General features: G+C 60.7%; 20 protein-coding genes. 10 read left to right on the forward strand and 10 right to left on the reverse strand.

All coding sequences use genetic code 11. From position 1 onward, the window contains the following. Positions 1 to 230 precede the first annotated feature (230 nt). From RBB29_RS02665 to mltG, 3 genes are all read left to right on the forward strand, one after another. Positions 231 to 974, forward strand: coding sequence for a 1-(5-phosphoribosyl)-5-[(5-phosphoribosylamino)methylideneamino] imidazole-4-carboxamide isomerase (locus RBB29_RS02665; RefSeq protein ID WP_306116191.1), 744 nt, complete (start codon positions 231 to 233; stop codon positions 972 to 974). A 124-nt stretch (positions 975 to 1098) separates the two neighbouring features. Next, positions 1099 to 2358 (forward strand): beta-ketoacyl-ACP synthase II, encoded by a 1260-nt coding sequence (gene fabF, locus RBB29_RS02670; protein ID WP_306116192.1) that lies wholly within the window; start codon positions 1099 to 1101, stop codon positions 2356 to 2358. After that, a complete protein-coding gene (gene mltG, locus RBB29_RS02675; protein WP_306116193.1) occupies positions 2358 to 3512 on the forward strand; it encodes an endolytic transglycosylase MltG in 1155 nt (384 codons plus the stop codon). Before fabF ends, mltG begins: the two co-directional genes overlap by 1 nt. A 90-nt stretch (positions 3513 to 3602) precedes the next feature. On the opposite strand, the gene RBB29_RS02680 is transcribed toward mltG, so the two are convergent. Beyond that, positions 3603 to 4523: a DMT family transporter gene (locus RBB29_RS02680; protein ID WP_306116194.1), complete on the reverse strand. Its 921-nt coding sequence runs from the start codon at positions 4521 to 4523 to the stop codon at positions 3603 to 3605. A gap of 371 nt (positions 4524 to 4894) precedes the next feature. On the opposite strand from RBB29_RS02680, the gene RBB29_RS02685 reads away from it, so the two are divergent. The 4 genes from RBB29_RS02685 to RBB29_RS02700 all read left to right on the forward strand — a co-directional run bounded on the left by RBB29_RS02685 (position 4895) and on the right by RBB29_RS02700 (position 10379). Then, positions 4895 to 7912: an aminotransferase class III-fold pyridoxal phosphate-dependent enzyme gene (locus RBB29_RS02685; protein WP_306116195.1), complete on the forward strand. Its 3018-nt coding sequence runs from the start codon at positions 4895 to 4897 to the stop codon at positions 7910 to 7912. 75 nt (positions 7913 to 7987) lie between these two features. Continuing rightward, positions 7988 to 8344: a hypothetical protein gene (locus RBB29_RS02690; protein WP_306116196.1), complete on the forward strand. Its 357-nt coding sequence runs from the start codon at positions 7988 to 7990 to the stop codon at positions 8342 to 8344. A gap of 77 nt (positions 8345 to 8421) precedes the next feature. Next, positions 8422 to 8907, forward strand: a complete 486-nt coding sequence (locus RBB29_RS02695; RefSeq protein ID WP_306116197.1) for a copper chaperone PCu(A)C — start codon at positions 8422 to 8424, stop codon at positions 8905 to 8907. A 194-nt stretch (positions 8908 to 9101) separates the two neighbouring features. After that, complete coding sequence (locus tag RBB29_RS02700) at positions 9102 to 10379, forward strand: 4-aminobutyrate--2-oxoglutarate transaminase (RefSeq protein ID WP_306116198.1); 1278 nt, start codon at positions 9102 to 9104, stop codon at positions 10377 to 10379. A gap of 76 nt (positions 10380 to 10455) precedes the next feature. Here the strand turns inward: RBB29_RS02700 and RBB29_RS02705 are convergent, their stop codons facing one another. The 8 genes from RBB29_RS02705 to RBB29_RS02740 form a co-directional block, all read right to left on the reverse strand. Further along, positions 10456 to 10890, reverse strand: coding sequence for a hypothetical protein (locus RBB29_RS02705; protein ID WP_306116199.1), 435 nt, complete (start codon positions 10888 to 10890; stop codon positions 10456 to 10458). 140 nt (positions 10891 to 11030) lie between these two features. Then, positions 11031 to 11726, reverse strand: coding sequence for a phosphate regulon transcriptional regulator PhoB (phoB, locus tag RBB29_RS02710; RefSeq protein WP_306116200.1), 696 nt, complete (start codon positions 11724 to 11726; stop codon positions 11031 to 11033). A gap of 71 nt (positions 11727 to 11797) precedes the next feature. Continuing rightward, positions 11798 to 12472 (reverse strand): phosphate signaling complex protein PhoU, encoded by a 675-nt coding sequence (phoU, locus tag RBB29_RS02715; RefSeq protein WP_306116201.1) that lies wholly within the window; start codon positions 12470 to 12472, stop codon positions 11798 to 11800. Positions 12473 to 12482: 10 nt separating this feature from the next. After that, positions 12483 to 13244 (reverse strand): phosphate ABC transporter ATP-binding protein PstB, encoded by a 762-nt coding sequence (pstB, locus tag RBB29_RS02720; RefSeq protein ID WP_306116214.1) that lies wholly within the window; start codon positions 13242 to 13244, stop codon positions 12483 to 12485. A gap of 64 nt (positions 13245 to 13308) precedes the next feature. Then, the gene (gene pstA / locus RBB29_RS02725; protein ID WP_306116202.1) at positions 13309 to 14568 is read right to left on the reverse strand and encodes a phosphate ABC transporter permease PstA; all 1260 of its coding nucleotides are present in this window, start codon (positions 14566 to 14568) and stop codon (positions 13309 to 13311) included. Continuing rightward, positions 14561 to 15511 carry a phosphate ABC transporter permease subunit PstC gene (pstC, locus tag RBB29_RS02730; RefSeq protein ID WP_306116203.1) on the reverse strand — a complete coding sequence of 317 codons (951 nt, stop codon included), beginning with the start codon at positions 15509 to 15511 and terminating at the stop codon, positions 14561 to 14563. The genes pstA and pstC overlap by 8 nt, the downstream gene beginning before the upstream one ends. Before the next feature lie 72 nt (positions 15512 to 15583). Then, the gene (locus RBB29_RS02735) at positions 15584 to 16621 is read right to left on the reverse strand and encodes a substrate-binding domain-containing protein (RefSeq protein ID WP_306116204.1); all 1038 of its coding nucleotides are present in this window, start codon (positions 16619 to 16621) and stop codon (positions 15584 to 15586) included. A gap of 103 nt (positions 16622 to 16724) precedes the next feature. Next, positions 16725 to 17783, reverse strand: a complete 1059-nt coding sequence (locus RBB29_RS02740; RefSeq protein ID WP_306116205.1) for an ATP-binding protein — start codon at positions 17781 to 17783, stop codon at positions 16725 to 16727. Between the two features lie 161 nt (positions 17784 to 17944). On the opposite strand from RBB29_RS02740, the gene RBB29_RS02745 reads away from it, so the two are divergent. Next, positions 17945 to 18742: a DeoR/GlpR family DNA-binding transcription regulator gene (locus RBB29_RS02745; protein ID WP_306116206.1), complete on the forward strand. Its 798-nt coding sequence runs from the start codon at positions 17945 to 17947 to the stop codon at positions 18740 to 18742. Between the two features lie 49 nt (positions 18743 to 18791). After that, complete coding sequence (locus tag RBB29_RS02750) at positions 18792 to 20465, forward strand: Na/Pi cotransporter family protein (RefSeq protein ID WP_306116207.1); 1674 nt, start codon at positions 18792 to 18794, stop codon at positions 20463 to 20465. Positions 20466 to 20470: 5 nt separating this feature from the next. On the opposite strand, the gene RBB29_RS02755 is transcribed toward RBB29_RS02750, so the two are convergent. After that, positions 20471 to 21346 carry a LysR substrate-binding domain-containing protein gene (locus tag RBB29_RS02755; protein ID WP_306116208.1) on the reverse strand — a complete coding sequence of 292 codons (876 nt, stop codon included), beginning with the start codon at positions 21344 to 21346 and terminating at the stop codon, positions 20471 to 20473. A 116-nt stretch (positions 21347 to 21462) separates the two neighbouring features. Here RBB29_RS02755 and RBB29_RS02760 point away from each other — a divergent pair, with 116 nt between their 5' ends. Beyond that, the gene (locus RBB29_RS02760; RefSeq protein WP_306116209.1) at positions 21463 to 22650 is read left to right on the forward strand and encodes a 2-aminoethylphosphonate--pyruvate transaminase; all 1188 of its coding nucleotides are present in this window, start codon (positions 21463 to 21465) and stop codon (positions 22648 to 22650) included. Positions 22651 to 22743: the final 93 nt, after the last annotated feature.

The raw sequence follows: 22743 nt of genomic DNA on the forward strand, positions 1-22743 counted from the left end.
GAATGGCCTGAGCATTGCCCACCCGCAGCGGGGCGGTGCCGGGCTTCGTAAATGTCCGCTTCACCCGCAATGCGCCCAAGAGAGTCGTTGTTTCCCGCCCATGTCTCTCCGGAATTAGGCCGCGAACAGACGCTATCATGCCGATTTGGTGATATCGGGATTCGGGATTAGAATGCATAGCTGTCTCGTCCTGACACAACGTCAGGGAGATTGATTCTGAGGATCTGCAAATGATCATCTATCCCACTTTGGAACTATTGAATGGAAAATGCGTCTCCCTGACCCGGGGGCGCCTCGAAGAGCCTGTTATCTGGCATGTCGATCCCGTCGAGACAGCGCAGCATTTTGCCGCCGCCGGTGCGGAATGGATGCATGTCACCGATATGAACGGTTTGCGCGGTGATGGTGAAAATGACGCCCTGATCGAAGAGATCATCCGCACGGCGCGTATCCCCGTGCAACTGGGCGGCGGTTTCCGGTCCCGCGAGCGGGTCGAGCACTGGATCGACCGCGGCGCCGGTCGGATCGTGATCGGCACGATGGCCTCGCACGATCCGGATCTGGTCAAGGAGCTGGCCAAACGGCACCCGGATCAGATTGTCCTCGCCATCGACATCTTCGAAGGTCAGATGATGACTGATGGCTGGCGCTCCTACAGCGCGTTCAGCCCGGAAACTTTCCTCGAAGCCTTCGACACGACGCCGCTCGCCGGTGTGATCGTGACCGATATCGACTCGGATATCGCCGACCAGGATGCGCATCTGGGCGTGATATCGGGGCTGGCGGCAAAAACTCGCCATCCGGTGATCGCCCGCGGTACCGTCCACAACGCCGATGACGTGGCCCGCCTGAAATACGTTCAGAACATTGCCGGGTCGCTGATCGGGCGCGCACTTCTGGCCAAGGATATCGACCTTGCCGAGGCGCTCGACGTGGCGCGTCCGCAGCCGGAACTGACCGCGGAATTCCAGTAAGGCGACAAGATCAGGGAGCGACCGGATGGGCAAAACCTTTCCGGTCGTTACCGCGTCATGGTCTTGCCCCCCGGGTGCAAGGCAGGGTATGAGCAGCCATTGAATGACTAGAAAGGGCAGCATCATGCGGCGTGTCGTTGTCACCGGCCTCGGGCTGGTTACGCCTCTGGCGGATGGGGTTGAGGAAAGCTGGAAACGGCTGCTGGACGGGCAATCCGGCGCGGGACCGATCACGCGGTTCGATGCCTCGAACGTGGCCACCACCTATGCCTGCGAAGTGCCGTTGGGCGATGGCAGCGATGGCACCTTCCAGACCGACAAATACATGGAGCCGAAGGAGCGTCGCAAGGTCGACGATTTCATCTGTTACGGCATTGCCGCCGCGCAACAGGCGGTCGAAGATGCGGGCTGGATGCCCGAGGACGAGGAAAGCCGCCTGCGCACCGGCGTTCTGATCGGGTCCGGCATCGGCGGGTTGCGGTCGATCGAGGAAACAACGCTCATCATCCGCGACAAGGGTGTGCGGCGCGTGTCGCCCTTCTTTATCCCTGGCGCGCTCATCAACCTCATCAGTGGTCAGGTCGGGATCCGCTATGGCTTCAAGGGGCCGAACCACTCGGTCGTGACCGCCTGCTCCACGGGCGCCCATGCCATTGGCGATGCGGCACGTCTCATCATGTTTGGCGATGCCGATGTGATGGTGGCCGGTGGCGCCGAAGCGGCGATTTGCGAGATCGGCATTGCCGGGTTCAATGCCTGCAAGGCCCTGTCGACCAAACGCGCCGATGATCCCAAGGCCGCCAGCCGTCCCTATGACGAGGACCGCGACGGGTTTGTCATGGGCGAAGGCGCCGGCATCGTTGTGCTTGAAGATTACGAACACGCCAAGGCGCGTGGCGCCAAGATCTATGCCGAAATCCTGGGCTATGGCCTCAGCGGTGACGCCTATCACATCACCGCACCGTCCGAGGATGGCGATGGCGGCTACCGCGCGATGGTCTCGGCCCTGAAACACGCCGGTCTCGATCCTTCGGAGGTCGATTACATCAACGCGCATGGCACCTCGACCATGGCTGACACGATCGAATTGCAGGCGGTTGAGCGTCTGCTGGGTGATGCAGCGTCCAAAGCCACGATGAGTTCGACCAAATCCGCCACCGGGCACTTGCTGGGGGCTGCGGGTGCGATCGAGGCGATTTTCTCGATCCTTGCAATCCGCGATCAGGTGGCGCCACCCACGATCAACCTCGACAATCCGGCGGTGGAAACCCCGCTCGATCTGGCACCCAAGGCAAAACGCGAACGCGAGATCAACGTGGCCATGTCCAACAGCTTTGGCTTTGGCGGGACGAATGCCTCGCTCTGCGTCGGGAAAGTGCGCTGATGTGGCGGCATATCGCCTCGAATGCGCTGACCTTCCTTGTTGTTCTGGCCTTCCTGCTTGGTGGTGTGATCCTCTGGGGCCAGAATGAATATACGGCCGAAGGACCGTTGGAGGACCGCGTTTGCCTGCAGGTCAGGTCGGGCTCGAACATGCGCGGCGTGTCACGGCAGCTCGAAGAGATGGGCGCAGTCTCTAACGCATCCATTTACCGCGTCGGCGCAGAATATTCCGGTAAAAACAGTCAGTTGAAAGCCGGAAGCTGGCTCCTGCCGGAAGGTGCCAGCATGCAGGAGATCGTCGATATCGTGACCCGCGGCGGCGCCAGCACCTGCGGCACCGAGGTGGTGTATCGCATCGGCGTGACCCGGTCAGAGGCACAGGTGCGGGAGCTTGATCCGGCGACCGACGAGTTCGTAACCCGCGCCGAATTCGATCTTGGCGCGGAAGATCAACCGGAGATTTACGGCAAGGTGCGCGGCGAAAGCGATACGCGCTATCGCATCGCCATCGCCGAAGGTGTGACCAGTTGGCAGATCGCAACTACATTGGGTCAGATCGACGTCCTCGAGGGTGAGGCGGCCGAGGTGCCGGCGGAAGGCAGCCTTGCACCGGACAGCTATGAGGTCAGCGAGGGTGACACAGTGGCCGCCGTGCTCGAGCGTATGGACGCGGCACAGGATCTTCTCCTCGCCGCCGCGTGGGAGAACCGCGCCGAAGGTATCCCGCTCAAGGATCCTTACGAGGCTCTGATCCTCGCGTCGATCATCGAGAAGGAAACCGGTGTAGCCGAAGAACGCGGGCAGGTGGCAAGCGTCTTTACCAACCGCCTGGAGCGGGGGATGAAACTGCAGACCGACCCGACGGTGATCTACGGCATCACCGAAGGAAAGGGCGTCCTGGGGCGCGGCTTGCGGCAGAGCGAGCTGCGGAAGCGGACCGACTGGAATACCTATGTGATCGACGGCTTGCCCCCCACACCGATCGCCAATCCGGGCAAGGCCAGCCTTGAAGCGGCGGTGAACCCGGACACGACCGACTACATTTTTTTCGTGGCGGACGGAACCGGCGGCCATGCCTTTGCCAGGACCCTGGAAGAGCACAACAAGAACGTCGCCGAATGGCGCAAGATCGAAGCGGAACGCGCGGCGGACTAGAGCCTGTAGTCGGATCGGGAAGAATGGCCCAACAGAGCGCACCTTTCCCATTCGTCAGGGCGCGGCGAATGTCTGCTCTTGGGGCATCGCCTAACGAGAATCTTTGCGCCTATCCGCTGGCCTCTGTTTCTGCTCACGCCAGAAGATAAGGAGCCCACCGCCGACGATCAGAAAAACTCCAGGAATGAGGTCGTCGAAAGGTGTCTCTGAGAAAAAGATCCAGCCCAGAATGAATGACGATGGGATCCCAAAGTACTGAAACGGTGATAGGCTACTCGGGTCCGCCATTCTGTTGGCCGTCGTCATGCAAAACGCTGCTAGCCCTCCGACAAGACCCATGCATCCCAGCCACATCCAATCCATTGCTACAGCAATCGTTGTGAAACCAGATGTCGCAATTACCAGAATAGTTGAGCCGAGAAGTGCAGCGGTCGTGTAGTAGAGATTTATCAGAGCACTTGGAACGGATACATCAAACAGCTTCGAGGTGACTGCGGTTGTGGCGTAACCTAGCGCCGCGCACACTGGAAGCAGCAAATACCATGTTAGGCTAGCGGTATCAGGCCTCAGAACCGCCATCACGCCGACGAAACCGATGATAACAGCCGCCCACCGCCAAAGCCCGATTTGATGTCGCAAGATTGGCACGGACAAAGCAGTGATAAAGAGCGGACCGGCAAACACCAATGTCGAAGCCGTTGCGAAGTCCATATAGATCAAGGACAGGTAAAAGCTCATCTGGGCAAGAACACCTATGCATCCGCGTCCGATTGCGAGGCGCCATTGTCTGACGACGATTGGTCGCCCCGCTTCTATCCAGCTGCGCGAGGTGAAAAGGATTGCGACGGCGGGTACAAGGCCGAAGAGGTTTCTGAAAACAGTGAGTTCCTGAGTAGAATACCTTTCGCTTAGATGCTTCACGATGGCGCCCATTACGTCATAAAGAACGATGGCGAGGATGATAACCAGAACGGCTCCATAGAACGACCGAGAAGGGCTGTTTGATTTCATTGTGGTTTCTCCGGCAAGAGGCTTTGCTACATGACTCGACTCATTCCAGAGAAGCGATAACGCATTGACAAATTTAAAAAAATAGGTGTTGTATAGCGTGCCTGGAGTCGGAGTCGGTTATCTGCGGCGCCTAGAGCATGGTGAAAATCCTCCTTGCTGAGTTAAGAGCTTCAGTATCTGGTGGTTTCGTCAGTCTGAAAGTGGCCGTTAGGCGAACCGCAAATTCCTGCAGCAATCCCGCCAAGCAAACTCCAGGAGCATCTTCGTCACCCACCGAATTTCCGTCCCCATTGGCCATTTCTGGGGTTCAGGTCGGTTCGGATTTCGGGCTAACTGGCGCTGAACACCACGATCCGCAGGGACCTCCCAAGATGACAGCGCATTGGCAGAAAGCCCTTTTCGACACTTGGGGGATTGATGCTCAACTGACTCGGCTTGACGGGGAGTATGACCTGAATTTCCAGGTGGCGGGTGTGCCGGGATACATCCTCAAGGTCATGCGAGCGGAGTGCGACGCCGACCTCGTCGATATGCAATGCCGGGCCATCGCGCATATCAATCATGCGGCCCCGAACGTGCCCGTCCCTGCCGTTGTTCCAACCGGCAATGGCGATCTTTTCACCTCCCTGCCGGATGAAAGCGGCGCGCCCCGTCTTGTCTGGCTCCTGCACAAAGCCAACGGCGTGCCTTATGCGAGTTACCGCCCCCATACGCGGGAGATGGCCCGTCAGTTGGGCGGATATTTGGGGGCGATGGACCAGGCGCTGACCGGCTTCGCCCATCCCGGCCTCATGCGCGATTTCAAGTGGAACCTGATGCAAGGTGACTGGATCACCGATGAGACGGGCGTGGTCGGCAATCCAGCCCGGCGGGCGATCTTGGACCGGATCATTGCCACATTTGCGGACATCAAACCGTCCCTTGAGGCGCTGCCGAAACAAGCGATCCATAATGACCTGAACGATTACAATATCCTCGTCGATGGCGGGATCGGGGCCGCGCCACAGATCACCGGGCTTATTGATTTCGGGGATATGTGCGCGGCGCCCCGGATTTGCGATCTGGCCATCGCGGGGGCCTATGTGGTGCTCGGTCATGACGCGCCCGAGGCCATGTTGGCGGCGCTCGTGGCGGGGTATCACGCGGCCTGTCCACTAACGCCTGCCGAGGTTGATCTGATCTGGCCGCTGGTCGAGATGCGCCTGGCGGTCAGCCTTGTGAACTCGACACAGATGGCCCTGGCGCATCCCGATGACCCCTATGTGGTAATCTCGCAAGGCCCCGCCTGGGCGTTCCTTGAGGCGGGACAAGTTGATGCGGCGCTTGTTGGTCCACGCCTGCGGGTGGCTTGCGGGTTGCCGGTCACCGACGCCGCCCCGCGGGTGATGGCATGGATCGAGGCCGAGCGCGGCAGTTTTGCGCCGCTGATCGGGCAGGCGCTTGACGATGTGCCGATGGGGTCGCTCTCGGTCGAGGTTAGCACGACACCGCAAAACCCCTTCCAAATCACGGCCGAAGAGGCCGCGACCGCCGGAGCCGAATACCATGCCGACGCCCCCGTCTGGATGGGCCATTACGGCGAGCCGCGCCTGATCTATACCGAAAGTTTCTTCCGCCTCGGCCCGTGGAAGGCCAGCGACCGGCGCAGCGTGCATATCGCCGTCGATGTCTTTGCGGAGGCCGAGACGCCGCTTTTTGCGCCTCTTGACGGGGTGGTGGCCTATGCCGGGTTCCGCGACAGCAATCTCGACTATGGCGGGCTGGTGATGTTGCGCCATGAGACACCCGAGGGCGATGCGTTCTACACGCTTTACGGCCATCTCTCCAAGGCGTCGGCAACCGCCCTCACGGCCGGGCAGGAAGTCAAGAAAGGTCAGGAATTCGCCCGCTTGGGCATCCCCGCCGAAAACGGCCGCTGGAGCCCGCATGTGCATTTCCAGATGTCGCTGACCTTCGACGGGGTCGAGGACGAATTGCCGGGCGTGGCCGCACCGGATCAATTGGCGTTCTGGGAGGCGCTCTGCCCCAACCCGGCGGCGCTTTTGAACCTGCCTGACGCCAAGACCCGGTTTGTGCCGACCTCCCGCGAGGTGGTGCTGGACAAACGCCGCCGTCATTTTGGCGCCAACCTCAAGCTCAGCTATGACGCGCCGGTGATGCTGATGCGCGGCTGGAAACACCACCTTTTCGACGAATGGGGGCGGCCCTATCTCGACGCCTATAACAACGTGCCGCATGTGGGCCACGCCCATCCCCGCATTCAGGCTGTCGCGGCAGAGCAGCTCAGGCGGATGAATTCCAACACCCGCTACCTGCACCCGGCGCAGACCGATTTTGCCGACAAGATCCTGTCGAAAATGCCCGAGGGCCTCTCGGTCTGTTATTTCGTGAATTCCGGGACGGAGGCGAACGAGCTGGCGCTGCGGCTGGCGCGGGCGGCGACCGGTGGCAAGGACATGATCACGCCCGACCACGGCTATCACGGCAACACCACCGGGGTGATCGATATTTCGGCCTACAAGTTCAACGCACCGGGCGGGGTGGGGCAATCCGACTGGGTGCACCTGATCGAGGTGGCGGATGACTATCGCGGCTCCTTCCGGCGTGACGATCCGGACCGTGCCGGGAAATTCGCGGCGCTGACCGATGGCGCATTGCAGGCGATTGCCACGCGCGGCGGCACCCTTGCCGGGTTCATTGCCGAGACCTTCCCCAGTGTCGGCGGGCAGATCATTCCGCCCGACGGGTATCTTGCCGACGTGTATGCGCGCATCCGGGCAGCAGGCGGCATTTGCATCGCGGACGAGGTGCAAACCGGGCTTGGCCGTCTCGGCACGCATTACTTCGGTTTTGAGCAGCAGGGCGCCCAGCCGGATATCGTCGTGATGGGCAAGCCCATCGGCAATGGCCATCCCTTGGGGGTCGTTGTCACAACGCCCGCCATTGCCGAGGCTTTCGCACGGGGGCCTGAATACTTCTCGACCTTTGGTGGCTCCACGCTGTCGTGCCGGATCGGCAAGGAGGTTCTGGATATCGTCGACGACGAGGGGCTGATGCAAAGCGCCCGGGCGATGGGCGACCGGCTGCTTGCCGGGCTGCGGGCGCTGGAGGCCGAGTTCGACGTGATCGGTGATGTGCGCGGCATGGGGCTATTCATCGGCGTGGAACTGGTCAGCGACCGGGATACCCGCGCGCCCGGCACCGAGATTGCGGATTACATCAAGAACCGGATGCGAGATGCGCGTATTCTGATCGGCAGTGAGGGCCCGCATGACAACGTGCTCAAGATCCGCCCGCCGCTGAGCTTCGATGAGGAAGGGTGCGAGATGATCCTGCATGTGCTGCGGCGCATTCTGACCGAGGTTCATATCCGCCGCGACCTGGGCTGAGCGCGACCCCATAGCACAGGTGGGTGCGCGCGGTCAGGGCTTTCAAATACCGCGGTGATTTAGTATCCCCCCGCCATGTTCCGTGCTGTGTCCAGATACCTGATCCTGGCCTTCCTGGCCCTGGGCCTCCTGCTGCCGCAGGCATCGGGCGTGATGGCGGGTCTTGGCCTCGCAGATGGCCGGGTGCTGGTGATTTGCACGGGCGACGGGTTGCGGACACTTCGGATTGATGACGCGGGCAATCCCGTTGAGGTGTCGCAAGAGGCTGAACTTTGCGCGCTTCTCCATGCGACGCCCCTGACCGCAGCGGAGTTGCCGCAGTCCGCTGCGCCCCGGCTGATCGAGACTGCCGGTTTTTCGCTGCCGCAGGCGCGCTGCACACCCCCGTTTGAGCATTCTCCGTCTCAACCCCGGGCGCCACCCACTGTTTGAACCCCGAAACCACGCTTTTATTTTGCCCCGCGACGGATCAATCCGCGCAGGCGGGGCCGACATACGGAGAACGACCCATGAAACTTATTCCTATCCTGAGCGCCCTTGCCCTCGGCCTGCCGACACTTGCGGCTGCCCATGACTTCAAGGTGGCCGACCTGGAAATCCACCACCCGATGGCGTTTGAAACCCCGCGCGCCGCGAAATCCGGTGCGGGGTACCTGATGATCGTCAACAACGGGACCACCGATGACAGCCTGCTTGCCGTGCGGGCGGATTTCCCCAAGGTGCAGCTTCACCTTTCCGAGGAAAAGGATGGCATTGCCAAGATGATCCATGTCGACAAGATCGACATTCCCGCCGGTCAATCCGTCGAACTGATGCCTGGTGGTCTGCATGTCATGTTCATGGGACTTAACGGCGATCCCCTGGAGGAGGGCGAAGAGATTAAGGCGACCCTCGTCTTCGAACACGCCGGCGAAGTGGACGTTGTGTTCAATGTCGAGTCGCGCTCCGAGGGTGCCGAGGGTGCGGATCATTCCGGTCATTCAGACAGCAACTGATCCGTCGCGCATCTACGCAGGACAAGGGGCCCGGAGCGGAAGTGCCGGGCCTTTTTTGCATGGCTTGCATAATTTGATCAAATTTTTTGATCTGGCGCCTGAATCGGGTTGTGAAGCCCGGTAGCTTTGGTAAAGGATTGGCGGGTCTGGCGCGCCGCCTTGATGGACGGCCCCGAGAACATGAGGATTTGACCATGCTGAATACGGAAATGAGCAGCAGGCGCGATACGGCGATTGCCCGTGGCGTCGGTATGATGACCCAGGTTTACGCCGAAAAGGCCCGCAATGCCGAGGTCTGGGATGTGGAGGGCAACCGTTACATCGACTTCGCCGCCGGGATCGCCGTGGTGAACACCGGCCATTGTCACCCCAAGGTGATGGAAGCGGTGGAGAAGCAATTGCACTCTTTCACCCATACCTGCCACCAGGTGATGCCCTATGCCAACTACATCCAACTGGCCGAGCGTCTGAACGACCTGGTCCCCGGTGATTTCGAGAAAAAGACCGTGTTCGTAACCACCGGCGCCGAGGCGGTCGAAAACGCGATCAAGGTCGCCCGCGCGGCCACGAACCGCCCCGCGATCATCGCCTTTGGCGGTGGTTTCCATGGCCGGACCTTCATGGGGATGAGCCTGACCGGCAAGGTTGTGCCCTACAAGAAGGGCTTTGGCGCGATGATGCCCGATGTTTACCACGTGCCGTTCCCGGTCGATCTGCATGGCCGTGCGCCAGAGGATGCGATGGATGCGCTGACGGGTCTTTTCAAGGCCGATCTCGATCCAGGCCGCGTTGCCGCGATCATCATCGAGCCGGTGCAGGGCGAGGGTGGGTTCTATCCCGCGCCCGCGGAGTTGATGCGCGGTATCAGGGCGCTTTGTGATGAGCATGGCATCGTGATGATCGCCGACGAGGTGCAGACCGGTTTTGCCCGCACCGGCAACATGTTCGCGATGGAAGGCTATGACGTGGCCGCCGACATCACCACGATGGCCAAGGGTCTGGCCGGTGGCCTGCCGCTGGCGGCGGTAACGGGTCGTGCCGACCTCATGGACGCCGCCGACCCGGGCGGGCTGGGCGGTACTTATGCGGGCAATCCGTTGGGGGTTGCGGCCTCGCATGCGGTGCTTGACGTGATCGAAGAAGAAGACCTCTGCGCCCGCGCAAATGAGCTTGGCTCGCGTTTGAAACAACGTCTTGAGGCGATCCGCGAAAACACGCCGCAACTGGTTGATATTCGCGGGCCCGGTTTCATGGTCGCGGCAGAATTCAACACTGCCGATGGCAGCGCACCGGATGCCGATTTCGCCAACCGTGTGCGCGCCGAGGCGCTGAGCCGGAACCTCGTGCTGCTGACCTGCGGGGTCTATGGCAACGTCGTGCGGTTCCTTGCACCGATCACGATCCAGGATGAGGTCTTTGCCGAAGGTCTCGACATTCTCGAAGCGTCGATCGAGGCTGCGAAAGCCGCCTGATCCGACCGCTCAGTTATCAGACAGCAGCGCCGGAAATCTCCGGCGCTGTTTTCGTTTGCGGGGACAGCGTATCGGTTCAGCCGGACAGCGCCCGGGCATGGCGCGGCTCATCCTCGATCGCATACATGCTGTCTGAAACTCTCCAAATGCCACTATCGTCGCGGCAAAGGAGCGACATGACCGGGTAGGGTTTTTGCACCAACGACGTGCCGCTGACCACGCGGGACATGTGGGTCGCAACGATGGTGTCGGGGTCGCGGTAGGTGGCCTCGATGCAATGCCGGGCCAGGTGCGTCACGTTCTTCTGTCGGAAATAGGCCGTGACCCCATCGAAAACGGTCCGAAGGTCGTCCAAGGTTTTGATGTACCGGCACCCTTCAAACGTCTCCATCTGCTGCGGGAGCACAAAACAGGCGGCAAACAGATCGAAATCGTCGGTCATCAATGCCGTTCCCGTCCGGTCCAGCAAATGTTCCGATACGTCTTTGGCAGAGGCGAATTGGTGAGCCATGAAAACCCGTAAACAATTGGAATTCGCCAACTATTACTTATGAGACGGGTTTTCTCAACAATGACAGCCTATGCGGTATCGCCCCTTGCGGAGAGGGGCGATTTATCAACGCGTGGTTGAAATTTCTGGCTTGAGGTCGCTTATTCGGCCGAGAGCGCGTAGCCAAAGCCGCGGATCGTGCGGATCAGACCCTCGCCATCCGCGCTGTCCAGAACCCGCCTGAGCCGTCCGACATGGACGTCCACCGTGCGCGTATCGACATCCGCCGTGATGCCCCAAACCATGTCCAGAAGCTGATCTCGGGAAAAGACGCGTCCCGGGCTCTGCATCAGCGTGACCAGCAGCCGGAATTCCGTCGGGCTTAGCGAAATGTCCTTGCCGGCCACCTTGACCGTGTGCTTCTCCAGGTCGATTTCGATCTTGCCATTGACCAGCTTGCTGTCGGCGACACGGGCCGCGGGACGGCGCAGGGCGGCGCGGACCCGGGCGATCAGCTCTTTGACCGAATAGGGTTTGGTCACATAGTCATCCGCCCCCACATCAAGGCCCCGCACCTTGTCGCGCTCTTCCGAGCGGGCGGTGAGCATGATGATCGGAACCTCGCGGGTCGCACGATCACGGCGAAGCTGACGGCAGACCTCGATGCCCGAGAGGTTGGGCAGCATCCAGTCGAGCAGGATCAGGTCCGGCGGATCTTCCCGCGCGGCATCGACGCCTTCTTCGCCATCCATCGCGACGCGGACGTCGAACCCTTGCTTGGTCAGATTGTAGCGCAGCAATTCGACCTGCGAGGGTTCATCTTCGATGACCAGGAGGCGGGGATTGGAGAGGCTCAAACGTCGGGTCCGTTGGTTGGTTTTGAGGGCGTGGGAAGGTTTAACAATCTCAAGACGCATCGGTAAACCCGCTAGTCGCTGGCCTTGAGGTCGATACCGGTGACGATCTGGTGGACGTGGCGGGCAATGTTGACGACGTGGTCGCCCGCACGTTCAAAACCACGCGCCAGCAGGATCAGGTGCACATTGGCCTCGACATCCTCGGGGGTGTCGGACAGGGTCGCCACTTGCATCGCAAAGACGTCCTTGTTGATCTGGTCGATTGTGAGGTCGGTCTCACGCACCGTTGCGGCCAGTTCCACGTTGCTCTCGTCATAGGCGCGCAATGCCTCGGCCAACATTGCCTGCACTTTTTCGCTCATCTCGCGGACCTTGTCGCAGGCGGGCTGGCTCGGTTCCCGCTCGGCCAGGATGCGGGCGCGTTTCGCGGTCGATTTGGCGTGGTCGCCGATGCGTTCAAGCTCATGGGCGATGTTGATCGGCAAGAGCACCTGCCGCAGATCAAGTGCCATGGGCTGGCGCAGCGCGATCAGGCGTTCGGAGCGGGTATAGATATCCTGGTGCATGCCGTTGATGGTGCGGTCGAAAGCGACGAGGCGATCGACCTCCTTAGCGTCGAACTGATCCAGGGCTTCGGTCGCATCGGCCATCTGGTCGATGACCTGTGTGCCCATCGAAAGGATCCGGCGCTTGAGCTTGCCGAGGTCCTTGTCATAGCGGGACATGATGTGGGGAGTTGCTTGCATGGGTGCGGTCCTAGCCTATGCGTCCGGTGATGTAATTCTGTGTCTGCTCTTCACGCGGGTTGGTGAAGATGTCCTTGGTATTGCCGACCTCGATCAATTTACCGAGGTGGAAAAACGCGGTGCGCTGCGAAATTCGCGCCGCCTGCTGCATCGAGTGGGTGACGATCACGATCGTGTAGTGTTCCCGCAGACTGTCGATCAGGTCTTCGACCTTGGCGGTGGCAATCGGGTCGAGCGCCGAACAGGGTTCGTCCATCAGGATCACCTTGGGCGCAACGGCCACGGTGCGCGCGATGCAAAGGCGCTGCTGCTGACCGCCCGACAGGCTGTTGCCCGGCTGATCGAGGCGGTCGGCCACCTCGTCCCAGAGCCCCGCGCTTTTCAGGCTCCATTCCACCCGGTCGGCCATTTCCGACTTCGACGGCGTCATGCCATGAATCTTGAGGCCGTAAGCGACGTTTTCAAAAATCGACTTGGGGAAAGGGTTGGGTTTTTGAAACACCATCCCCACCTGCGCGCGCAGGGCCACCACGTCCACGGCAGGGTCATACACCTCTTGTCCGTCGATCGTCAGGCTGCCATCGAACCGGCAGATGGGGATCAGGTCGTTCATCCGGTTGATGGCCCGCAGGAAGGTGGATTTGCCGCAACCAGACGGCCCGATCAGGGAGGTGACGCGCTTTTCCTCGATATCGAGGTCGATGCCGAACAGCGCCTGTTTGTCGCCGTAGAAGACGTCGGCGCCGCGGGCTTGTATGAAAGCCTGTTCCATGGCCGGGTTTTCCTTTCGGGGGTCGGGGGCAGCAGCGGGGGTAATGGTCATTTGCTTCATGTCTCTAAAACCTCGTTTCGAGTTTGCGGCGCAGCAGGATCGCGATGAGGTTCATGAGGATCAGAAACGTCAGCAGCACGATGATCGCGGCGGCAGTTTTTTCGGTAAAGGCCCGTTCCGGCGCATCGGCCCAGAGGAAGATCTGCACCGGCAGGGCAGTGGCAGGTTCCAGCACCGAGGTCGGCACATCGACGATAAAGGCCACCATGCCGATCATCAGAAGAGGCGCGGTTTCGCCCAGGGCCTGCGCCATCCCGACGATGGCCCCGGTGAGCATGCCGGGCATGGCGACGGGGACGACATGGTGGAACACCGCCTGCACCGGCGTGGCGCCCAAGGCAAGTGCTGCTTCCTTGAACGACGGCGGGACCGAGCGCAGCGCGGCGCGCGAAGCGATGATGATCGTGGGCAGCGTCATCAGGGCCAGTACCATGCCCCCCACCAGCGGCGTGGAGCGCGGCAGACCAAGGTAGCCGAGGAAAATCGCAAGCCCGAGCAGGCCGAACACGATGGAGGGGACCGCGGCGAGATTGTTGATGTTGACCTCGATCAGGTCTGACATGCGGTTCTTCGGCGCGAACTCTTCCAGATAGATCGCGGCGCCGATCCCGAGGGGGAAGGACAGCACGAAACACACCAGCAGCGTCAGGAACGATCCCATGAGCGCGCTCAGGATACCGGCGATCTCGGGCTCGCGGCTGTCGCCGCTGGTGAAGAACCCCTTGTTGAACGTCTCGCGCGCGGCGCCACTTGCCATCAGCTTGTCCAGAAGGGCAATCTCGGCATCGGAAACGCGGCGTTGCTTTTCGGGAAGGTCGGTATCGACCTGGCCGCTGATATAGAGGTCGGCGTCGTCCGAGGCAGTCACCCAAAGCGTCTGCGGACCGCCCAGAAGGCTCGGGTCCTGCGTGATCTGACGTTCGATTTCAAAGGCCGCTTCGGTGCTGACCAGCCCGTAGAGGCGTTTTTTGTCCTTGCGGCTTTCGACCTCGGGGAAGGCGTTGCGCAGGCTTTTCTTGAGCAGGCTGTTGAAGCTCGTGTCTCCGACATTTTCCGGATCCACCTCTTCGGCGCTGAGGTCCACGGTGACCGCGATCTGCGATTGCTGCAATGCGCCCAGGCCGGTCGAGATGATCGAGAAGAACATGATGACCAGGAAGGCCAGCGAGATGGCGATGGCCCCGCGCCCGGCCCATTGAAAGCGTTTTTCGGACTTGTTGCGGCCGCGTAGGCCGAACCCGGCATCTTGTGTGAAGTTAATCATATTGCTCTCGGTATTTCTTGACGATCCTGAGCGCGATGACGTTCATGATCAGGGTCAGGATGAAAAGGAGCAGACCAAGGGCGAAGGCCGACAGGGTCTTGGCGCTGTCAAACTCCTGGTCTCCGGTCAAAAGGGCCACGATCTGCACCGTGATGGTGGTGACCGCATCGAGCGGGTTGAGCGACATTTTTGCTGCCAGCCCCGCGGCCATCAGCACGATCATCGTTTCGCCGATGGCCCGCGATGTGGCCAGCAGGAGCGAGCCTGCGATGCCAGGTAGGGCGGCGGGCATGACGACCTTGCGGATGGTCTCGGAATGGGTGGCACCCATGCCGAGCGAGGCATCGCGCAGGGATTGCGGCACGGCGTTGATGACGTCATCGGAGAGCGACGAGATCAACGGCACGATCATGATCCCCATGACCATGCCCGCCGCCAACGCGCTTTCCGACGCGACCTCCAGGCCGAACTGGCCGCCGGTCATGCGGATGAACGGGGCCACGGTCAGCGCGGCGAAGAAGCCGTAGACGACGGTGGGGATGCCCGCGAGGATTTCCAGTGCCGGTTTGACCCAATCACGCGCCCGTTTGCTCGCATATTCCGACAGGTAAATCGCGGAGGTGAGGCCCAGAGGGGTGGCAACGGCCATGGCGATGGCACTGATGAGCAGGGTCCCGTTGATAAGCGGAATGACCCCGAAACTGCCCTCGGCACCGACTTGATCTGCGCGGATCGCGGTCTGGGGGCTCCATTCAAGGCCGAAAAGGAAATTGGTGATCGAGACCTTCTCGAAGAAGATGATGGTCTCAAAAACAAGCGACAGGACGATCCCGAGGGTCACGAGGATGGCGACACCGGCTGCCGCCGCCATGATCCCGATGATGATATTGTCGCGCCAGCGTGGTCGATCCGACCGGGTGATGATCAACGTCCCGTCAGGCATCTCGCAGACTTTCTGTAGGAGGGAGGCAGCAGGGTGCACCGGCCCGGTTGTCCCGGGCCGGTGCGATGCGATTTACATGCTGAGGTTGGTCAGCGATTTCACCTTGTCGGCCCAATCGTCACGCTCGTCATCGCTGAGCGGGATCAGACCCTTGTCGGCGAGGTATCCGTCTTCACCCCAGGCGTCTTCCGACGTGAACTCGGCCAGGAATTCCTCGATCCCGGGCACGACACCGACATGATCTTTCTTGACGTAGAAATAAAGCGAACGGGCGATCGGATAATCGCCGTCGGCGATCAGTTCGAACTCGGGCGCGACACCGTCAACCAGCGAGCCTTGCACCTTGTCGCTGTTCTGCTCAAGGAAGCTGTAGCCGAAGACACCGAAGGCATCGGGGTTGGCTTCGAGCTTCTGCACGATCAGGTTGTCGTTTTCACCGGCTTCGATATAGGCACCGTCTTCGCGAACCGTGTGGCAGACCGATTTATAGGCCGATTTGTCTTCCTTCTTCATGGCTTTGATCCAATCGAAGGTCTTGCATCCGCCTTCCAGCGCCAGTTCGGCAAAGGCATCACGGGTGCCCGATGTCGGCGGCGGTCCCAGAACCTCGATCTTAACGGCAGGTAGATCGGGGTTGATCTCGTTCCACATCTTGTAGGGGTTTGGCTGCAGCGCGCCTTCGCCGTTCGGGACGTCCTTGGCGAGCGCCAGGAAGATATCCCGCAGGCTCAGTTCAACCGGCTCACCGGCAATGGCATTGGCCAGAACGATGCCGTCAAAGCCGATCTTGACCTCAACGATGTCATTGACGCCGTTTTCGGCACAAAGCGCGACCTCGGAGGATTTGATGCGGCGCGATGCGTTGGTGATATCGGGTGTGTCAACGCCCGCACCCGAACAGAAGAGTTTCAGACCACCGCCAGAGCCGGTGCTCTCGACGATGGGTGTTTTGAAGTCGGTGGATTTGCCGAAACGCTCGGCGACGGTGGTTGAAAAGGGGAAAACGGTCGAGGAACCGACGATGTTGATCTGATCGCGCGCGATGGCAGGGGCGGCGAGTGCGGTGGTCAACACAGTGGTGGCGGCAAGGGTTTTCAGGCGAACAGACATGATGTCTCCTTAACGTGTCTCAATGGTCCCGGCTGGGACGGCGCCTGTGTCGGTGGCGCATGCAACACGAGTACGACGATTCTGTAACAGTTAGATGACAGCGTCAGGTTTTCTGCAGCGCAGCAACGGGCAGGTAGGCCGTAAAGGTCGAGCCCTTGCCGACCGTGCTTTCGATGGTCAGCAGACCACGGTGCCGCACCAGGATGTGTTTGACGATCGCGAGGCCAAGGCCGGTGCCACCAATATTGCGCGAACGGCTTTTATCTACACGATAAAACCGCTCCGTGAGGCGGGGAATTTCAGCCGCCGGAATGCCTTCGCCTTCGTCGTTTACCGCGATGCAGACGGCGGCACCCCCCAGCGGATTGTCCGCCGGGGCAGAATGCGCACTGAGCCTGACCGTGCCGCCATCTCGACTGTAGTTGATCGCGTTTTCGAGCAGATTAATCAGCGCGCGGGCGAGATCATCGCGTTTTCCGCGAATCGAAGGCAGGTTGGGCGTGACGTCGATTTCGAGCGTTTTGCCGCGTTTATCTGCCAGGGCGGAGACCGATTCGATGGATTGATGAATTGTCTGGTTCACATCGAGCGGGTTCTTGGGCGCGCGCCGTTCCTTGGCCTCAACCTTGGAGAGCGACAGCAGGTCCGACACCAGGTTGGTCATCCGCGCCACTTCCTTCTCCATCAACCCCAGAAACAGTTTGCTTGCATCGGGGTCGTCACTGGCGTCGCCCTGAAGGGTTTCGACAAAGCCCGAAATGGCGGTCAGTGGTGAACGGATTTCATGTGACACGTTGGCGACGAAATCGCTGCGCATGGATTTGGCGACGCGCAGTGGGGTCTGATCTTCGAAAGTGACAACGAGGGTCGGTTCGGGAAAGTCCTTCAAATCGACAACCGTCTTGACCGAGATCAGGAACTCGCGCTGAAAGGTCTCATCGGTAACGATGGTCACCGAGGCTGATCCGCGATTGGCCAGAGTGTCGCGGAAAAGCTGATCAATGTCGCGGTCGATATCGCCCAGTTTTTCAAGCCCCGCGCCGGTTTCCAGTTCCGGAAAACTCTTGAACGCGGCCTTGTTTGCCAGCGAGATATGCAGATCGTTATCCAGCACCATGACCGGGACCGAAATGCCGTCGATGACTTTTTGCTGGTTCTTCATCTGTGTCCCCGAAACCTGGTCGTGTCGCATTCGAAATCTCACTGTAGATGTCGTTTACTTCAGTACTGCAACAACCGCCAGATGAGGTTCGCGGGCAGAAACCGTCACAGATATGGACAAATGAATGGTTTTGTGGTTTTTTGACCGACTAAAGGTAAGAAATGCGCAAAATCAACAAGAATACGAGCAATCATCGCGAAGTCGAAGTGCTGGACGCCTTGCGCCGCCTTGGCGGCTCGGCGCGAAATTCGAACATTGCCGATCTTTTAGGCGTCTCCGAGGAGACCGTGCGCAGGACCACCAAGGCCCTGGCAAAAGCGGATCTGGTCCGGCGGGTGCATGGCGGTGCCTACCTGCCCGACGCGCATGGTGAGGCGGGTGTGTTTTCGCGCCTTGGCCAGCGGTCGGATGAGAAAAACCTGATCGCCCGGGCCACGGCCCGCCTGATCCCCGATGGCGCCTGCCTCTTTCTTGATGTCGGTTCCACCACCGCCTTCGTGGCCCATGCCTTGCGCAAACACGAAAACCTCTTTGTCGTGACCAATTCCCTGAATGCGGCGCAATCGCTGGCCAAGCGGCGGGGCAACCGCGTGTTCCTCGCCGGTGGAGAGCTGCGCGATGCCGAATGGGGCACGTTCGGGCAGGAGACCGAGGCTTACGTCAAGAAATTCCGGTTCGATTTTGCAGTGTTCAGCGTCGATGGGATCGACCCCGAAACCGGCTTCCTGCTGTCAGTCCCGAACGAAGCGGCGCTGGCCCGTACGGTGATTGCGCAAGCCGGCCACACCATCGTTGCAGCAGACCAGCAGAAATTCGGGCAACGCGCGCCGCTGGTGATGTGCGATGGCGCCGACGTCGACACGCTTGTCACCGATACGCCGCCGGGTGTGGCCTATTCATCGGTATTCGAGAACTGGCAGATCGCGGTCGTGACCGCAGTACCCGCGGAGGCCGCATGACGGACATCAATGTGCCATGCGGTTTTGCGCCGGAAAGAGGGGCCGGGCAATGACCATTATCTATTTCGTCGTGCAACTCATGGGCGCCACGATGCTGCTCCTCTATGCCGTGCGGATGGTCCGTACCGGGATCGAGCGCGCCTTCGGGGCATCGTTCCGCCGGGTTGTGACGACGGCGACCTCCCCGGTCAGTTCCGCGGCGACCGGCCTTGTGCTTGCGATCGTCTTGCAGAGCTCGGCGGCGGTGGGCCTGCTGGTCGCGGGGTTTGCAGGCACGGGCGCCTTGGGGTTTCCGGCGGGGCTGGCCGTGGTGTTGGGCGCCGATCTCGGCTCTGCGCTGCTGATCCAGGTCCTGTCGTTCAAGCTCGAATGGCTGGTGCCGTTCCTTCTGGCCACGGGCGGGGCGTTCTTCATCAAATCCGACAGCCGCAAGCTCAAACAGGCGGGCCGGATCATCCTCGGCATCGCGTTTATCCTCATCTCGCTCCGTTTCCTGCGGGAAACCATGGACCCCATTCGTGACAGCAGCTTCCTGCCGTCCATCGCGGGCTACCTTGAGCGTGATTTCGTCACTGCCTTTATCGTTGGCGCGGTGCTGGCGTGGGTCATGCATTCAAGCGTCGCTGTCATCCTCATGTGCGTGACCTTGGTGGCCATCGACGCGATCCCCGTGGCGGCGGGCGTGTCGCTGGTGCTGGGCGCCAATCTCGGCAGTGCGATCATCCCGGTCTGGCTGACCCGCAATATGGGACCTATCGCACGACGTGTGCCGGTGGCCAATTTCCTATTGCGTGGCAGCGGCGCTGTGATCGCGCTCCTGGTGGTGAACCGGTTGCCCGTGTTGCCTTATCTCGAATGGCTGGGGCCTGCACAAACGCTCATCAACGCGCATCTTGCCTTCAACGCCTGCCTGCTGCTGGCTTTGCCATTCTGTCGCTTGCTGGAGCGTCCGGTTGCCCGGTTCCTGCCTGTCGATGAAGCGACCGAAGAGGACCTGCCGCAACTGCATCGCTCGGTCCTGGACGAGGCATCGCTCAAGACGCCGCAACTGGCGCTGGCCAATCTTAAGCGCGAAGTGTTGCGCATGTCGCAGGTGATCGACGGTATGACGGCCCCGATCATGGATTTCTTCGTCACTTACGACAAGGACAAGGCCACGGCGATCATTGCCCGCGACGCGATCGTGAACGACGCCCTGGATGACATCCGACGGTTCGTGGCCGATATGCCCATGGATGAGGCAACCAAGCAGCAGAAGAAGCGCGCGCGGGAACTGACGGAATATGCCATTGCGCTGGAGACCGTCGGCGATCTGGTGGCCAAGCTGGTTCTGCCGCTGGCGCAGGAGAAGTCGGAGAAGGGCATCAAGTTCTCCAAGGCCGGTCAGGAGGAGCTGATCAGCATCCATGAACGCATGATGGCCAATATGGGGCTGGCGTCGAATGTGTTGATCTCGGATGACCTCGAAAGCGCAAGGCTGCTTCTTGAGGAAAAAGCCGAGATGACGCGCCTTGAGCGGTCGAGCCGCAAAAAGCACCTCAAACGGTTGACCGAAGGCACGCAGGCCAGCTTTGATTCAAGCGATGTTCACCTCGAGGTGCTCAGGGCGCTGCGCGAGATGAACAGCCATATCGCCTCGGTCAGCTATCCGATCCTCTACCGCGGCGGGCAATTGCTTGAAACGCGGCTGATCGAGACGATGACGGACGACGACGAGGATTGAATCGCTCAGGTGTTGTCCTGCGTCAGGCTGCGGGCCAGTTCCATGAAGGCGCGGATCACCTTGACCTCGCGGCGCTGCACGAGATGCACAAGGGATTCACCCATCCGCAGGTCCATGTCCTTCAACTCGATCTGAACCAGCCTTTCATCGTGACCGAACTCGGCCTGCGACACGAAGCCGACACCGGCGCCGGACGCCACGACCTCGCGCACGGTTTCGCGCCCCTCGGCTTCGATCGCCGGCAAAAGGGCCAGTCCGCGCCTGACCGCCTCTTCTTCGAGTTTCTGGCGGGTTTTTGATCCGGTTTCCCGGAAGATCAGCGGCAGTTTGGCCAGTTCCCGCATCGTGATGCTGGACTTGTCCTCGGGTAAAAGCCCCTTCGCGGCGAAGGCGACGATGGGCGTGTTGCCGAGGCTGAGCGTTTCCATGTCGCGCCCCGGTGTCAGGCTACCTGCCACGCCCACCTCGGCGTTGAAGGCGCGCAACTCCTCGATCACCTCATCCGAGTTCCCGGTGCGCAGCGACACAACGACATTGGGATAGCGTTGGCGAAAGGCGCTCAGGATATCGGTCACGTGATGGGCCGAATCCGCGATGATCCGCAACGAGCCGTCAACCGCCGCGCGGGTTTCGGACATGTATTCCCCGATCTGCTGTTCGATCTCGAAATAGTGCTTGGTCAGGCGAAAGAGGCGCTCCCCGGCATCGGTCAGTTGCACCCGCTTGCGTTCGCGGTGAAAGAGCAGCACATCGTGGTCCTGCTCCAGCTTCCGCACCTGCTCCGAGATCGCCGGCTGCGTCAGGTACAGTGCCTCTGCCGCGCGGGAAAAGCCGCCATGCAGGGCGACGAAATGAAATGCTTTCAACTGGCTGTGGCGCATTATCGGGCTTTCTTATGGTCTATCGGTTTTACCTATAGATCAATCGTATTTTACAATTTCACATATGGAAGAGAATCCTGCATTTGTAAATCCGAGATGCCAGTTTGGAGGCCGAAATGACCACCCCTCGGACAGAAATCAGAGCACCTGAACTTGGTGAGCCCTATCTGCTGACACCCGGTCCGCTGACCACGTCCTTTCCGGTCAAGCAGGCCATGCTGAGGGATTGGGGCAGTTGGGACGATGATTTCCGCGCGATGACCCGAGAGATGCGGTCGCGGCTTCTGGCACTGCTAGGCCCGGGTGGGGACGATTTCGACTGCGTGCCGATGCAGGGCAGCGGCTCGTTCTGCGTCGAGGCGATGCTCGGCAGTTTTGTGCCCCGGGATGGCAAGGTCCTGGTCCTCGCCAACGGCGCCTATGGGCAACGGTCCGCCAAGACGATGGCGTATCTGGGCCGCGATCACGTTGTGCTGGACAAGGGCGATTACCTGCCACCGCGGGGTGACGAGGTGGCGCAGGTCCTGGCCGAAGACCCGGCGATCACCCATGTGGTCGCAATCCATTGCGAGACCAGCTCCGGCATCCTGAACCCGGTCGAAGAGATCTCCGAAGTGACCTATGCCGCGGGCCGCAAATTGCTGGTCGACAGCATGTCGGCTTTCGGGGCGATCCCGCTTGAGGTGGCGCAGATCCGTTATGAGGCGATGGTCAGTTCCGCCAATAAATGTATCGAAGGCGTGCCGGGTTTCGGCTTCGTTATCGCCCGAAAATCCGAGCTTGAGGCCGCCAAGGGCAACAGTCATTCGCTGAGCCTTGATGTCCATGCCCAGTGGGAGAACATGGAGAAGACAGGACAATGGCGTTTCACACCGCCCACCCATGTGGTCGCGGCCTTCCTGGAGGCGCTCAAGAGCCACGAGGCCGAGGGCGGCGTCGACGGGCGCGGGGCGCGGTATACGCGCAATCGCGATGTGATGGTCGATGGCATGCGCAGCCTCGGGTTCGAGACACTGCTCAAGGATCGCTGGCTCAGCCCGATCATCGTCACGTTCTTTTGCCCGGCCTCTCCGGCATTTGAATTTGCGAAGTTCTACGAGCTGATGAAAGACAAGGGCTTTATCATCTATCCCGGCAAGCTGACTGTGGTCGACAGTTTCCGCATCGGGTGTATCGGGCAGATGGATGAAGGCGTCATGCGGCAGGTCGTAGCTGCCGCGGGCGAGGCCCTTGCCGAGATGGGTGTAAACGATGCGTCGCCGCCACAGGCGGCACTTGATGAACGTGCCAAACTGGCCGCCTGAGTAAGAAGGAAGACGAGACATGAACATTCAGTTGCCGGTTTTGGCGAATGATCGGGAGTATTTGGTGCCGAAGGTTTGTGCGGTTGCGATATG

The sequence above is a fragment of the Roseovarius sp. MMSF_3359 genome (genome assembly GCF_030733385.1).
In the GTDB taxonomy this organism is placed as follows: Bacteria; Pseudomonadota; Alphaproteobacteria; order Rhodobacterales; family Rhodobacteraceae; genus Roseovarius.